Below are 14322 nucleotides of genomic sequence, written 5' to 3' on the forward strand. Positions count from 1 at the left end.
GGGCTCATGCCCGCTTTCCAGTTTGTTCCGGGCGCCCTGACCGCCGACGAGATCGGCGCGCAGATCTTCGCGGGCGACATCCTCGTCTTCCGGCAGGTCCCGGCGCTGAAGGCGCTGGTGCGCGACATCGATGCCATGGTCCGCGAGGGGCTGGGCGATGCCGAGCCCGAGACCGCGGAGGCGCGGCTGGCTCCCGATCTCTTCCTCACCCGCGTCCGCAAGCTGCGCAGCCAGGTCCGCGCCGACAAGGCGCTCATGCAATTGATGGGCGAGGCGGTGGCCCAGGTGGGCCTGCCCCCCGACGACACCTATTTCGACGGGCTGCAACTGCGCCTCGTGCCCTCCAGCGCCAGCCATCAGGGGCGCCGGATCATGCCGCTGCCGCCGCATCGCGACAGCTGGGGCTCTAACATCGCCCAGCAGATCAACTGGTGGGCGCCGCTCTATCCGCTCGCGCGCACGCGGTCGATCGTGGTCTATCCGGACTATTGGTCGCGGCCGGTCGAGAACAACACGGCTGACTGGGACTATCACGAGCTCAAGAAGCGCATGGCCGAAGGCCGCGCCGAGACCTATCCCGTGCTGCCGACCGCAACCGTGCCACTCGAGCCGGAGGAGGGCTGGGCGGTCGTGATCGAGCCTGGCGACCTGCTCTGCTTCTCGGCTGCCCACCTCCATGGCAGCATCGCCGACGCCAGCGGCATCACGCGCTTCAGCCTCGAGACACGCACCGTCTCGGCCTCGCATGTCCAGGCCGGCATCGGCGCGCCGAACCTCGACGGCCGCGCCCCGCGCACGACGCCGGAATGGTTCGAGCGGATCGTGGATGGGCAGTCGCTAGCGGAGATCTATGGCAGCTTATCTTCGGCCCCGAAGCCGTACCCATTGGGGAAGCTTTAGGGGATTACGGCGAGCCATTGCCATTCCTGTGATTCTTACCGGAATGCGACGTCGGCCGATCACAATTCCGTACTGCCGTACAACGCAATCCATATGATGAGTGCCCCTGTATGCGGACCGCTCCTTGGCCGTCACTCCGGTACCCGCGCGATGGCCCAGATCGTTGAATATCTCAGCTTCGTCGCCTTCATTGCGGACCATCCATTGAACAACCGAGTTTGGGGGCATAGCGCCCGAATTTGTGATCTGAAAATATATATCGCAGTTCTTTGGAATTGGCCCAATTGCGTTCCTACCAGACCATTTGTGGTTAGGGTTGTCTCTTGATACCGCAGTTACGTCAACTTCAGGGTTGAACGCTCTAACGGGAAGGTGCTGCGTTTTAGAGACTTCCTCGTCGATGGCTTCGACGTCTGGCAGCGGAAAAAAGTGTTCGAACGCGTCGCTCCATTTGTCCGCAGCTGCAGAAACATCGGCTTCTCCAAGAGCTTCATCCGCGATCTTCTGAAGCTCTTTCAAGCTATCAATAAAGGAATCGTACTCCTTTGCTTCGAGCCTCCCAGCTAAATCTTCATCAGGATCGACAGGATTAAGAACCGTGCGGTCATAGTCTAACCGATCAACAATTGAACCTAGAATTAGCTGTAGAGTGTCATCGTCCTCGGAAAACCTCTCCTTTGAGAGAGATACGGCTGCCTCTGCAACGAGAACGGTAATTAACGTCGAAGATGGACGTGAGTCTACGGAACTGAACTTCAACGCAGCCCACGTCTTTAAATATCGAATCTGCCGCCGAACAATGGTTCGACGATCATCGTCGAAGCTACTCTTGAACCAGATATATAATGCTTTGGGATCGCTCTCCTCCCATTCATCCTCTTCAGTGGCCAGTGTTCGTGTGTCTCGCTCGTCATCCAGGTGATAGGCAGGGACGTCGATGTGAAAGTCACCCTTGAAACGAATCCGTGCGCACCTAATTTTGGGCGGCGAAATCACTTCAATCACGCTATCAGACGAATAGTCGCTTAGGCTCTCTTGGACCATGCCTTTGAGGGCTTTCGGGCCATAGTCGCCATCGGAAGGGTCGCCTTCCCACACGAAATAGATTCCAAGATCAATGTCAAATTCTTCCCCTGCTCGAACAGGTCGAATTTGCGTTCCGAATTTATAAGATCCCTGCAGCCACGTAGTAATGGTGTTTCCGCTTTTTTCGCTTAATGCTGATGTCAAATGATCCGCTAGAGCGCTCCAACGCTCTTGCTGCTCTTCGAATTGATCCTCGGTGGGAATGATTCGCCGATAAAGCGTTTGCTTTTGAGAATCATATCTGTCGAAGAAGAGCGATGACGAAATTCCCATTGCACTCTCCCGCTAGACGCCTATTGGGCAGATCGGCCGTAGAAGAATTTTGGCGCCGGTGCCGAGTTACGCAGCATGTCCTGCAGCTTTGAATTGTTGATAAACTTTTGAACCGATCCTGCAGCGAGCCCGCGTATCGTTTTCATTGCAGTATCTGTCGCGACATCAAGCCCGAGATCTCGCTCTTGTTCTCTCGATTGCACTTCATCGATACGTACATAGCGATCAGCCAACTTATGGCTGAGCATGTAGTGAACATCGAGTTGTTGGGATGAAATCATTGCAGATGCAAGTCGGCGTGCCCACGCTGCTGTGCCAAGCTTTCGACCAGTTCTGTGAGAGAATGAAAACTGTGTGGTAGTAGTGCCGATACTCAGGAGGCAAATGTCCTGATATTTGACTTTCAGGAAGTGCTCCGCTTCATGCAGTGCGATCATGTCGGGAGAGTTGGCGAACAAGCCACCATCTGCAAAAAGCTCATCACCGATTTCCGCAATAGGGAAGTAAGTTGGTGCAGCAGAAGTCGCCACTGCGACATCGACTACTCGAAGCAGGTGGTCGCGCTGAAAACTTAGGTGATGCGGAGTCTTAAAGACCTGTGGCGTGCCTTTTGTCAGGTTAACGGTAGGAACTACTACCGGGTGTTTGAGGTCACCGATCAGCGTTTCCTCGCCAATAATGGAACCCACGACGTTGCGGAGGGCAGTCCCGGTGTACTTTGGAGAGAAGAGGGAGCGGCCAAAATCTCGCCACTGACCAAAGCGCGTTGTTGGCGCAGCTCTACTAGAAAAGATTGACTTGCCTTCCTTCTCGAACGCCGCCTTGATTTCTTCGGCGGGGCATTCGGCGGCAAGTCCTAAGGCAATTATTCCTCCAACTGATGTGCCAGCAATCAAATCGAAGCACGACGCGATCGGGCGTCCAATGCTCTGCTCCAGCGAAGCAAGCACTGCGATCGAATAGAGGCCAAGGTATCCGCCGCCGCTGATACTTAGTATCTGAAAGGGCATCTTTTAGTAGTAATACGTCAGGTTGAAAGACTCAAGAGAAGGGCGGCACGGCTGAGCTCTCCGCTCCACCCTGAATACCAGCACCAGCGGACCTCGCTCGGAGAGGGCAGGGCGAAGGGAGTTCTCAAAAAAGGCGTATTATCAAAGGGCACCCCACTATTCTGCGGGGGTCCCCTTACCCAGCTCCGGTTAAGTTTCGGCTTTGCCTGAGTCGACGCCCTAGAGCCGTCCCGCCTCGATGATGCGCTTCAGGAACGCGCGCGTCCGTTCCTGCTGGGGGTTGCCGAAGATCTGCTCGGGCGGGCCTTCTTCATGGACCTTGCCGCCATGGAGGAAGCAGACCTTGCTGGCGACGTCGCGGGCGAAGCCCATCTCGTGGGTGGCGAGGAGCATGGTCATGCCTTCCTTCGCCAGGTCGCGCACGATGTTGAGCACCTCGGAGACGAGCTCGGGGTCGAGCGCCGAGGTGATCTCGTCCAGCAGCATCACCAGCGGGTCCATGGCGAGCGCGCGGACGATGGCGACGCGCTGCTGCTGGCCGCCGGAGAGCCGGTCGGGGAATTCCTTGGCTTTCGCCTCAAGCCCGATGCGCCGCAGCAGCGCCATGGCGCGGTCCTCGGCCTCGGCCCGGTCCATCTTCAGGACCTTGAGCGGCGCCAGCAGCACATTCTCCAGCACGCTCATATGCGGGAACAGATTGTAGCTCTGGAACACGATGCCGACATCGCGGCGCAGCGCGTTCACGTCGACGCCGGGGCCGGTGACGCGGTCGCCATGGAGGCGGATCTCGCCGCCCTGGATCTGCTCCAGCCCGTTGATGCAGCGCAGGAGCGTCGATTTCCCGCAACCGGAGGGGCCGATCAGGCAGACCACCTGATGCTCCTCGACGTTCATGCTCAAGCCATCGAAGATCCGGTGGGGTCCGAAATTCTTCTCGATTTCGACGATTTCGAGGAAGGACATGATGCGGCTGTGCCCCCTCAGCCCGCCGCCCGCGTGCGCCGCTGATCGCGCTCGATCATGCGGTCGACGAAGCGGGCCTGGGGAATGGTGATGATGACGAAGAGGAAGGCGACCGTCGTCACCGAGGACAGGTTGAAATGGTTGCTGGCGACGATCTTGGCCTGGTTGAAGGCGTCGATGGCGCCGATCACGTTCACCAGCGCCGTGTCCTTCTGCAGGCTGATGAAGTCGTTGAGGAGCGGCGGGATGATGCGCCGGATCGCCTGCGGGATCACGACATAGCGCAGGGTCTGGGCGTAGGAGAGGCCCAGGGAGCGCGCGGCCGCGGTCTGGCTCTGATGGATGCTCTCGATGCCGGCGCGATAGACCTCGGCGACATAGGCGCCGTAGGTCAGGGTCAGGGCCAGGATCGCGTACCATTCGAGCGGGAAGTCGCGGATGATCGGCAGGCCCGTGAGCGGCAGGCCGAAACCCACCAGATAGATCGAGATGATGGCCGGCAGGCCGCGAAACACGTCGATATAGGCGGTCGCGATCATGCGGATCGGCCGGCCGGGCTCGCCGGGGATGAGGCGCGCGATCGCGACCACCAGCCCCCAGATCAGCACGAACACCTCGGCCACGCAGAAGATGAAGACGTTGACCCAGAAGGCGTTGAAGACGAGGCCGAAGGAATCGAAGATCAGCGGCAGGAAGAAGAAGGTGCGCCCGACCGCGATGTCGTTGAGCACGATGAAGAGGGCGATGGCGAGAACCAGCAGGACCGCCACCGCATAGCCGAAGGTGTACCAGCACCAGGTCCGGGCCGCGGCACCCTGCACGCGCGCGGCGATGATGTCGCCCTGGAGGCGGGCGGCGCGGCCGCGCCTGGCGGCCAGGAGGGCCTTGTAGGCGGGCAGCAGCAGCACGAAGGAAGCGACCGAGCAGACCAGCAGGATGGTCTCGCCGATCGTGCCGCTGACCTGGAGGTCGACCAGCACCTGCTGCAGGATGCTGCGCAGCCACCAGGTGGCGACGATGACCGCCAGCGCGCCCGCCAGGGCGATCGTGGCCCAGGTCACGGCGTCCTTGGGCGGCGTCGCGACGCGCCGGCGCGGGACGCGGGCGGACTCTGTCGCGGTGTCGCTGCTCATCGCTGACCCCTTTCAGGCGGAGCCCGGAAACGCCCGGGGTTCCAGGGCCGCTCCTGGCGGGTTCCGCGCTCCGGAGCGCCTGGAGGCGCACCGGAGCGGGGTCCCGTCGAACGGCGGAAGGCCGGCGATTACGGCTTGAAGTAGGGGATCGCGGTCGGGTCGGCGCCCCAGGCCCCGGCGAGATATTTCGCCGCGAGGGCCTTCAGGGTGCCGTCGTCGATCAGCGCCTGGATGATCTTGTCGAGCGTCTTGCCGTTGGCCGAGCCCTTGGGATAGAGCGCGCCATAGGTCTCGCCGGTCGCATACTGGCCGACCACGAGGAACATGCCGTTGGAGACGGCGGCCTGGCCCAGCACGATCGCCGTGTCGGTCATGGCCACGTCGACCTGGCCCGCCTGGAGGGCGGTGAACATCGAGGGCGTATCCGGGAACACCTTCTCCGGATTGGTCGGCTTCAGCACGTCATGGACGAAGCTGGCGCCGGTCGTGCCCTGCTGCACGCCGATGCGCAGGCCTTTCATCGTCATGGCGTCGACCTTGGTGCCCTTCTTCGCCAGCACTCCGATGTCGGAGGAGAAGTAGGGGACCGAGAAATCCACCACCTTCTTGCGCTCGTCGGTGATCGAGATCTCGGAGAGCGCCAGGTCGAAATTCTTGGTCTGGCCCGCGACCAGCGCGTCCCAGGCGACGTTCACGACCTTGACCTTATCGAGCCCGGCACGGTGCGCGATGTTCGCCGCCATGCAGTACTCGTAGCCGTCCTTGATGCTCTCGGGCGTGTCGCCGTTCCACCAGCCCGGGGCCGGCAGATTGACCTCGACGGTGAGCTGGCCGGCGACCGCGGGGGTCATCGGGATCGAGCCCTTGGCGCCGGTCAGTTCGCAATTGCCGATCATGTCGGCGGCCGCGGCGGGCAGGGCGCCCGTCAGCACAAGCGCGAGGGTGAAGGCGCCGCCCAGGGCAGCGCCAAGCGTCATACGGCGATTCATGAAAGTCTCCCGTGGCAATGAAGGACGATATCCCGGAACGTTTATCTTCGTTGGCTCGGGCCCGGCGGCGGGAGGGTGTCTCGGCACCGCGGCGGGGGGCGAGCAGGCGGCATCTTAGCGCAGCCGGCGGCTGTCCAGCCAGGGGAGGGGAATCCCACGGCCCGCCAGGGGGTTGGCCCGCCCAAACTGTCCCCAGGCCCGGCGGCCAAGCCTATCGACAAGAGGGGGTGGCTTTGCTATATCGCCGCGTTCCTCGGATGGCTCTCAGGGCCGCCCGCCGGGCCGGATCTGGGCGCATAGCTCAGTTGGTAGAGCAGCTGACTCTTAATCAGCGGGTCGCAGGTTCGAGTCCTGCTGCGCCCACCAACCTTCTCAATAGGTTGGCTCACAGATCGCGGCCGATTTTCTGCCAAGCCTTCATCCTGTTTCCGATAAAGGGCCGCCTCATGTTCTTGGGGGGCGCCGTGATCGATGCCGTGTGTACGGTCGCCGCATGTACGAGGTGATGCGCGTTTGGGACGAAGACCGTCCCGAGTGGGACGCGGACTTCCGCGACTTCGCGGCGGCGTGGCGGAGCCAACCAAAGTGGGTTGTGTCGCGCTCGCTTACGTCAGTCGGCCCCAACGCGACCCTTGTCGCAGATGACCTCGAGGCGGTGACACGCGGCCTGAAGGCGGAACTGGCTGGGGAGATTGGAATCGCTGGACCAGATCTGGCGCGAAGCCTGACCGACCTTGGTCTCATTGATGAGTATAGACTCTACCTCCACCCCGTCGTGCTCGGTCGCGGCAAGCCATTCTTCGCCGGTCCCCGGCCGCCGCTCCACCTTGTGGCCAGCGATCGAATTGGCGAGGACGTGATCAGGTTGACGTACGTTCCTGCATGATCAGCTACGCCTTTTCTTCGATTTGTTCGCGCGCTTGAGCAGGGTCAACGCCGCGTCTGCGGCCGACAGGGCGTAGCTCGGGTCCCGGTGGATGAGGATTTGGGCGACGGCCCCGTCGAGCAGGATCATGAGCTGCCGGGCGAGAGCGGCCCCCTCGCCAAATCCGTCAGCGGCGAGAACTTCTTCCAGCCAAGCCTCGAAGCGCCTCTTGTGACGCGCAGCGACCACGCGGGCCGGATGGCCTGGCAGATTTGCGAACTCGGCCGCTGCGCGCAGGAAGCTGCAGCCCCGCCAGCGAGGATTCTCGGCGTTCTTCCCAAGCTGTTCGAAGATTCGACGGATTCGGCGCGCAGCTGGCGCGCCGCCCTCCGGAATCATGCCCTGGTAACGGCCCAGGGTCGGCAGATCACGTTCTTCGAGATAGGCCGCGATCAGGTCGTCCTTGCTGGCGAAGTGATAGTAGAGCGTGCGCTTGGTCACGCCGGCCGCCTCGGCGACAGCGTCAACCCCAACGGCCCGGATGCCCTGGCCGTAGAACAGCCCGTCGGCTGCCGCAATTAGGCGCCGGCGGGTCTTCGATGAATCTCGCGCCATGGGAAAAGTATACCGACTAGTGAGTATACTCTCCAGCCCCTTCGTGGACACTGAAAGGCACGAACGCTCGCCGCCAGCAGGTCAATTCGATGGCAAGTGACAGGCGCCGGCCAAGGAGAACAAGCGCATGAGCCGGGGTCCAGCCAAGCGTACCGAGAACGTTGCCCTAGGGGTGGCTTCGCTTCACGGGAAGGCCCCACTGCTCCAAGCGCGGCCACCATGCCCCGGCGCCGCCCGGCGGTCTGCGATGCCGGGTCTTCTGCGCAAACTGCTCGGCTGGACCTATCGTCCGAGCGACGGTCGCCTTCCTGACAAGCTCAGTGACCATGTGCTGCGCGACATCGGCATCGAGCCCGACGGCCGGGAGGACGAGAGCAATGTCCGTTTCTGGCGCCGGCGCTAGACGCCCCGGCCTGCGCCGATTCGCCCAATCAGGAGTACTGGAGTTGCGTGACCCATACGAACCATTCGATGGCGACGCGGCCGGTGAATAGCGTGAGCCAACATGATGATCGCAATACAGACGATTTTAACTTTGGCAGGAGATCAATGACATGCGTCGAGAGATAATCACGACCGACCGGATCGCGCCGTCGGTAGGACCCTTTTCCGCCGCCGTGCGTGCTGGAGATCTGCTCTTTCTCAGCGGCCAGGTCGGGCTTGATCCAGCGACCGGCAAGCTCGTCGCCGGCGACATCGGCGCTCAGACCGAGCAAATATTCGCCAACATCTCAGCCGTGCTGGAAGCGGCGGGGAAGTCCTTCGACGACGTGATGAAGACCACCGTCTACCTCGCGGATATGAGGGATTTCGCCGCGATGAACGCGGTTTACGCGCGCTATTTCCAAACACCATATCCGGCCCGGACAACGATTCAGGCCGCCGGCCTGCCGCTCGGCGCCCCCGTCGAGATCGAGGTCGTGGCGAGATAGGCGCAAGTGATGCGGAACGGGCGAAACCTGCGAGCACATTCGATACCCTCAAATCGCTGGATCGTCTTGGCGCTTCTATTTTCGGTGCGCGTCTCAACCGGGATCCAGTATCAGGCGGTGGCGTCGCTTTCGCCGCAGCTGATGTCCGGATTCGTGCTCAGCATCGCTGACATCGGCCTGTTGATCGGGCTTTACCATGCCCCCGGGACGATACTCGCGTTTCCTGGTGGCGCTATCGGCGCATGGCTTGGGGACAAACCCGTTGCTCTCATTGGACTGGCGCTTATGGCCATCGGCTGCCGGCGGGCGGGGAGGTTGGCGCCGGCGGTGCCCCTCAGGCAGCCATTATCGGCGCTGCGGAGGGAAGCAGCTTGGCTAGTCTTGGCCGCTTATCGAACCTCCGACCGGATTGAAGCAACTCACCTGAATCGGAAATATGGCCGAATGACTCTTCTGTCGCCGCCAACAATTCGGAGCGCAGAAAAGCTGCAAGCATCATTGCTGTCATTTGTTCGAGTCTGATGCGGTCTACCAACCTTCTCAATAGGTTGGTTCACAGATCGCGCCCGATTTTCTGCCAGGCCTTCGTCCGGTTTCCGATAAAGGGTCGCCTCATGTTCTTGGGGGGCGTCATGATCGATGCCGTCCTTGGTTTGCCCCTCACCCAGCCAATCCAGTGAAATCGCGCCAGGCGAGGCTTGTTCATTTGAGGGATTTTTCGAGTCGAGTTTCTCCAATAAGTTGATCTGCGCCGGCTGGCCGTGAATCATCCGAGGGACGGCCCGAACTCCACCTGGCCATGGAGACACGTCATGAAGCCTCTGTTCTTCACTGCAATGCTGGCCACCGCGATCGGTATCGCCCCGCCCTGGGCGGGCGCCGGCGCGTTGGAACTGGCTCCCAATGTCACCGATGAGATCAATGTCACGACCGATTCCAGCCCGGGCTGGATGCCGACAGCCGATCAGCGCCAGGGCGCCCTGGCGGCGGTCCAATCGTTTCTCGATGCCGTGCAGCATGGCCGCTACGCGGACGCCTATGGGATGCAGAACCCGGCCGTTGTCCACGCCCAGACATTGCTGCAGTTCACCCAGTACGAGCAGGATTTCAGAGCGCTGTCCGGACCTTTGAAATTCTGGCGAGTCACGAAGGTCACATGGACGAAGGATCCGGTCCAGGCTCCCTTTCCCGGGGTCTATGCCGCGGTCGATCTGGTCAGCCAGTTCGCCAATGTGGACCGCGACTGCGGCTTCATCGTGGTCTATCAGCCGCCCGCCGGCCGTGTCTTTTCCATCTTGCGCAGAGAGAATAACTATCTCGACAATGCGAGCGCCCGGACCGTGGAGCAGAATCAGGGGAAGGCGGAAGTGGCAAAGGTGTGGGGCCAGCTGTCGAGCTACTGCCCCAACTACGTCGTCTCGCCGGATCAGCCATGAGGGCGAACCGCCGCGATCCAGGCATTCCGCCCGCCGCATAACGGCGAGCGCGCGGCGGGCCTCAAGCGGCGCCCGCGCCCTGCCGGTGGGTCCGGCCCTTCACCCAGCCGTCGTCGCAGCTCGCGAGGACCGCGACGGCGCCGGCGATGTCGTCGGGCGGACGAAGCTCTTCGCCGGGAGCGAACGGCTCCCTCCGCTCCCTGAAGGCGCCGGGCTCGCCCTGGAGCGAGGGGCCGCGCATGTCGGCCTCGGCGTCGATGCCGAAGGCGCCGCCACGAAGCTCCCTGGCCAGGATGTTGGTCATCGCCTCGACCGCCGCCTTGGTGGCGCCATAAGCGCCATGGGTCGGCTGAAGCAGTCCGACGACGCCCGCGGAGAAATAGATGAAGCGGCCGCCGTCGCGCAGGCGGTTGGCGGCCTCGCGCAGGGTGTTGAAGAGGCCCCTGAGATTCCCGTTCACGAGGCGCTCGAAGGTCAGCTCGTCGGTGCCGACGATGTTGGACAGGGTCATGATGCCGGCATTGTTGACCAGCAGATCGACGCCGCCGAAGAGAGTCTCGGCATCGTCGAACAGAGCGCGGACGGAATCGGGGTCGCCCATATCCGCCCGGGCCGCCCGGGCGCGGCCGCCCCGGGTTTCGATCTGGCGGGCCAGGGCGTCGGCGGCCGCGCCATCGCCCGAATAGCTCAGGATGACGGTGAAGCCGTCTTCCGCCAGCCGCGCCGCCACCGCGGCGCCGATCCCGTGCGAGGCGCCGGTCACGATGGCCACTCTGTCGTTGTCGGGGTCTCTCACGGGAGCATCCTCATCGGGTTGACCAGGGGAGTCTTTCGCGCAGCTCGTGACGATGACAGGGCGGGCTCGCGCGGGGACCTCTATCTCTCCGCGATCGCCTTCAGGCTCCGCAGCCACAGATCGTGACCCTTGCGGATGGCGTCGGGGTCGCGCTTGCCCATCGCCAGCGCCCGCGGGCCCTTCGCCATCCATCGCGTGACGACATGGCAGCCTTTCGGCACACGGACCAGGTGCCAGCGCTGGAAGGTCTCGAGGCCGTCTCCCTTGCCGAACCAGCCGAGACGGCTCTCCGGGACGAACTCGGCCATCCGCGCGTCGATATGCAGGCCGAAGGTGAAGAAGTCGAAGCGGCTGTCGGCCTGCAACAGGCCGGTGCGGTTGCCGGCGATCCGCAGCTCATGCGAGTTGGGGTACCAGGCGGGCCATTTCTGTGCGGCGACCAGATGCCACCAGACCGTGGTGCCTGTCGCATCGATGAAGATCTCGTTCTCGGCATCCAGATCCGCCTGCCCGGGCATGAACCCGGTCGGCCAGCGGATCTCCGGCGCGTCCGTCTCCGGGACGGCGCCGCCATAGCGGATCGGGCGTGGCTCCGCGAGTGCTCCATCCATGACCCTTTTCCCGTTCTCCTGGTCGCGGCACCGCCGCGATGGTGTCGATACCCCCTCCTGCTGTTCTCTCCCCCGCTCGGTCTTCTACCCCACGAGAAATCCGGGGCCGCGTGAGCTGAAGTAAATTCCGGGAAATCGTTGCTAAGCCCGGAGTGCCTCTTCGGTTGACGTGCCGGCGGCCACGATGTGCCGCGCGCCGCCATTGCCCGTCGAATCAGGAAATATGCAGGCTGTTGTTCTGGGCGGATGTGCGGCGCGACTGGATCGCGGGGCGTTCACCGTAGCCGGAGTCGTCCTCGTGGATCCTGGTCTTTCCCCGGAACACCCAATAGGCGCGCGCCTGGTAGGCCAACACGATCGGCATGACGATGACGATGCCGACGCCGACGAACCAGAGCGTCTGCGGGTCCGCGATACCGTCCCAGATCGTGATCTGCCGCGGAACGATGTAGGGCCAGAGACTGATGCAAAGCCCGCCGAAGCCGAGAGCGAACAGGATCATCGAGAGCTGAAAGGTCAGCACGTCGCGCGGACCCCAGAGGCTGCGCCAGATCGCGACGATGACCAGAGCCGTCACCAGGGGAACGGGGGCGAGGAGAGCGAGGTTCGGCCAGGCGAACCAGCGGCTGGCGACGGCCGGTTCCGTCAGCGCGCTCCAGGCGCTGACGACCACCATCATGAGCGCGACCAGGAGGAGGGCTGCGTGGCCGACCTCGCGTGCGAAGACCTGGGTCGCGCCTTCCGTCTTCCAGATCAGCCAGCCGGCGCCGAGCAGGGCATAGCCGGCCACGAGGCCGATACCGGAAAATACTCCGAGGAGAGTGAGCGTGCTGAACGGCCCGCCCGAGAAGACCCCGTCCTGCATCGGTACGCCGCCGATGAATCCGCCCAGGATCAGCCCTTGGGCGAAGGGCGCGACCAGCGAACCCCCGGCGAAGGCGAAATCCCAGACCCGCCGATATCGCACCGTCTGCAGCCGGAAGGAGAAGGCGATGCCGCGGAGCACGAGCGCGATCAGCATCATCATGACCGGGAGATAGAAGGCCGGCAGCAGCACGTAGTAGGCGGCCGGAAAGACGGCGAACAGCAGCGTTCCGCCCATCACGAGCCAGGTCTCGTTGCCGTCCCACACCGGCTCGATGCTCGCCATCATCGTGTCGCGGTCGAGATCGCGCGGTGCGGCGAGGAACAGGATCCCCACGCCCAGGTCGAAGCCGTCGGCCAGCACGTAGATGACGATCGCGAGGGCGCTGACCGCCGCGAACATCAGCGAGGCATCCATGAACCCTCCTGTGTCGCGGTCAGCGACGTCCGTGACAGCAGGGGATCGGCAGCGTGCGCACCGGGAAGAGCGATGCCGCGACCGCCCGGTCGTGCCTGCGTCAGCGTCTGCGGTTCTCCGCGCTCGGCCGGTGGGCCACGCCAGACCTGGCGGGCGCCGAACCACAGGAAGGCGAGCAGCAGGAGGTTGTAGACGATGACGAACAGTCCGAGCGACATCGAGATGGCGTCGGTGCTGACGGGGGCCGCGGCCTGTGCGGTCCGCAGGATCCCATAGACGATGAAGGGCTGCCGGCCGGCTTCGGTCACGGTCCAGCCGGCCAGCACGGCGACGAAGCCCAGCGGCATAGCGCCCACGGCGACGAAATGGAACCAGCGCGCGCTGTAGAGCCTGCCGCGAAAGCGCAGCACGGCACCCGTGATCGCCACGGATAGCAGGATGAGACCGATGCCCACCATGATCCGAAAGGCGAAGAACACGATCGGCACGTTGGGGCGGTCTTCGCGTGCGACCGCCTTCAGCCCCTGCACCTCGCCGTTCCAGGAATGGGTCAGATAGAGACTCCCCAGATGCGGGATGCTGAGCTCGAACCGATTGCTCTCCTTGGCCATGTCCGGCCAGGCGAAGAGGGTGGCGGCCACGCCGTGGCCGCTGTCCCAGAGGCCCTCCATCGCGGCGAGCTTGGTCGGCTGATGCTCTCTGGTATTGAGGCCCTGCATGTCGCCCAGGACGATCTGCAGGGGCGCCAGCAGCAGCACGGTCCACATCGCCATCGAGAATCCCTTGCGGGCGGTCTCCAGGTGGCGCCGCCACAGGAGATGCAGCGCGGAAACGCCGGCAACGACGAAGGCGCCGGTGAGGAAGCTCGCGCAGACCATATGGGAGACGCGGTAGGGGAAGGAGGGATTGAACACGATGTCGGGCCAGCTCACGGCATGGAAGATGCCGTTGGCGTCTTGGATCGCACCGGCGGGTGTTTGCATCCAGGAGTTGGCGGCGGTGACCCAGGTGGCGCTGAGCAGGGTCCCGAACGCCACCATGCAGCAGGCGAAAAAATGGGCACCGGGCCCGACCCGTTTCTCACCGAAGAGCACGACGCCGATGAATCCGGCCTCCAGGAAAAAGGCCGTGAGCGCCTCATACATGAAGAGCGGACCGAGGACGTTGCTGACCGCCTTGGAGAATCCGGACCAGTTGGTGCCGATCTCATAGCTCAGCACCAGGCCGGTGATCACGCCCATCGCGAAACCCATCCCGAAGATCCGCGCCCAGAAGCGCATCAGGTCGCGATAGACCGGACGCCGGGTCCACCACCAAAGGCCGCTGAGGCACGCGACGTAGGAGGCGACGCCGATCGTGAAGGTCGGCCACAGGATGTGATATCCCATGGTGAAAGCGAACTGCAGGCGCGAGAGGACGACCGCGTCCATG

Annotated in this window: 16 protein-coding genes and 1 tRNA gene; 6 read left to right on the forward strand and 11 right to left on the reverse strand. The window is 63.2% G+C overall.

What is annotated here, in order from left to right; all coding sequences use genetic code 11:
- Nucleotides 1-6: 6 nt before the first annotated feature.
- Nucleotides 7-900 (forward strand): hypothetical protein, encoded by an 894-nt coding sequence (locus tag FRZ44_RS06020; protein WP_151176331.1) that lies wholly within the window; start codon nt 7-9, stop codon nt 898-900.
- On the opposite strand, the gene FRZ44_RS06025 is transcribed toward FRZ44_RS06020, so the two are convergent.
- The 5 genes from FRZ44_RS06025 to FRZ44_RS06045 all read right to left on the reverse strand — a co-directional run bounded on the left by FRZ44_RS06025 (nt 859) and on the right by FRZ44_RS06045 (nt 6354).
- Nucleotides 859-2259, reverse strand: coding sequence for a CBASS cGAMP synthase (locus tag FRZ44_RS06025; RefSeq protein WP_151176332.1), 1401 nt, complete (start codon nt 2257-2259; stop codon nt 859-861). The two genes, FRZ44_RS06020 and FRZ44_RS06025, sit on opposite strands and share 42 nt — an antisense overlap.
- Before the next feature lie 20 nt (nt 2260-2279).
- Nucleotides 2280-3269: a CBASS cGAMP-activated phospholipase gene (locus FRZ44_RS06030; RefSeq protein WP_151176333.1), complete on the reverse strand. Its 990-nt coding sequence runs from the start codon at nt 3267-3269 to the stop codon at nt 2280-2282.
- 219 nt (nt 3270-3488) lie between these two features.
- Nucleotides 3489-4232 carry an amino acid ABC transporter ATP-binding protein gene (locus FRZ44_RS06035; RefSeq protein ID WP_151176334.1) on the reverse strand — a complete coding sequence of 248 codons (744 nt, stop codon included), beginning with the start codon at nt 4230-4232 and terminating at the stop codon, nt 3489-3491.
- Nucleotides 4233-4249: 17 nt separating this feature from the next.
- Nucleotides 4250-5365 carry an amino acid ABC transporter permease gene (locus FRZ44_RS06040; protein ID WP_151176335.1) on the reverse strand — a complete coding sequence of 372 codons (1116 nt, stop codon included), beginning with the start codon at nt 5363-5365 and terminating at the stop codon, nt 4250-4252.
- Nucleotides 5366-5493: 128 nt separating this feature from the next.
- Nucleotides 5494-6354, reverse strand: coding sequence for an ABC transporter substrate-binding protein (locus tag FRZ44_RS06045; RefSeq protein ID WP_225308566.1), 861 nt, complete (start codon nt 6352-6354; stop codon nt 5494-5496).
- 290 nt (nt 6355-6644) lie between these two features.
- Here FRZ44_RS06045 and FRZ44_RS06050 point away from each other — a divergent pair.
- Nucleotides 6645-6720: transfer RNA gene (locus FRZ44_RS06050), tRNA-Lys, on the forward strand.
- A gap of 127 nt (nt 6721-6847) precedes the next feature.
- Nucleotides 6848-7240 (forward strand): dihydrofolate reductase family protein, encoded by a 393-nt coding sequence (locus FRZ44_RS06055; protein WP_151176336.1) that lies wholly within the window; start codon nt 6848-6850, stop codon nt 7238-7240.
- On the opposite strand, the gene FRZ44_RS06060 is transcribed toward FRZ44_RS06055, so the two are convergent.
- The gene (locus FRZ44_RS06060) at nt 7241-7834 is read right to left on the reverse strand and encodes a TetR/AcrR family transcriptional regulator (protein ID WP_151176337.1); all 594 of its coding nucleotides are present in this window, start codon (nt 7832-7834) and stop codon (nt 7241-7243) included.
- A 247-nt stretch (nt 7835-8081) separates the two neighbouring features.
- On the opposite strand from FRZ44_RS06060, the gene FRZ44_RS26975 reads away from it, so the two are divergent.
- On the forward strand, nt 8082-8237 hold the full coding sequence (locus tag FRZ44_RS26975; protein WP_191908439.1) for a hypothetical protein: 156 nt from the start codon (nt 8082-8084) through the stop codon (nt 8235-8237).
- Between the two features lie 151 nt (nt 8238-8388).
- Nucleotides 8389-8766, forward strand: coding sequence for a RidA family protein (locus tag FRZ44_RS06065; protein WP_151176338.1), 378 nt, complete (start codon nt 8389-8391; stop codon nt 8764-8766).
- A gap of 419 nt (nt 8767-9185) precedes the next feature.
- On the opposite strand, the gene FRZ44_RS06070 is transcribed toward FRZ44_RS06065, so the two are convergent.
- Nucleotides 9186-9536: a hypothetical protein gene (locus FRZ44_RS06070; protein ID WP_151176339.1), complete on the reverse strand. Its 351-nt coding sequence runs from the start codon at nt 9534-9536 to the stop codon at nt 9186-9188.
- 42 nt (nt 9537-9578) lie between these two features.
- On the opposite strand from FRZ44_RS06070, the gene FRZ44_RS06075 reads away from it, so the two are divergent.
- Nucleotides 9579-10202, forward strand: a complete 624-nt coding sequence (locus FRZ44_RS06075; protein WP_151176340.1) for a DUF4019 domain-containing protein — start codon at nt 9579-9581, stop codon at nt 10200-10202.
- Between the two features lie 61 nt (nt 10203-10263).
- Here FRZ44_RS06075 and FRZ44_RS06080 read toward each other — a convergent pair whose 3' ends face one another.
- The 4 genes from FRZ44_RS06080 to FRZ44_RS06095 form a co-directional block, all read right to left on the reverse strand.
- Nucleotides 10264-10998, reverse strand: coding sequence for an SDR family NAD(P)-dependent oxidoreductase (locus FRZ44_RS06080; protein ID WP_225308567.1), 735 nt, complete (start codon nt 10996-10998; stop codon nt 10264-10266).
- 80 nt (nt 10999-11078) lie between these two features.
- The gene (locus FRZ44_RS06085; RefSeq protein WP_151176342.1) at nt 11079-11609 is read right to left on the reverse strand and encodes an SRPBCC family protein; all 531 of its coding nucleotides are present in this window, start codon (nt 11607-11609) and stop codon (nt 11079-11081) included.
- Nucleotides 11610-11823: 214 nt separating this feature from the next.
- Complete coding sequence (gene cydB, locus FRZ44_RS06090; RefSeq protein ID WP_151176343.1) at nt 11824-12891, reverse strand: cytochrome d ubiquinol oxidase subunit II; 1068 nt, start codon at nt 12889-12891, stop codon at nt 11824-11826.
- Nucleotides 12876-14321 (reverse strand): cytochrome ubiquinol oxidase subunit I, encoded by a 1446-nt coding sequence (locus tag FRZ44_RS06095; protein WP_151176344.1) that lies wholly within the window; start codon nt 14319-14321, stop codon nt 12876-12878. Before FRZ44_RS06095 ends, cydB begins: the two co-directional genes overlap by 16 nt.
- Nucleotide 14322: the final 1 nt, after the last annotated feature.

It is taken from the genome of Hypericibacter terrae (genome assembly GCF_008728855.1).
Classification (GTDB): Bacteria; Pseudomonadota; Alphaproteobacteria; order Dongiales; family Dongiaceae; genus Hypericibacter; species Hypericibacter terrae.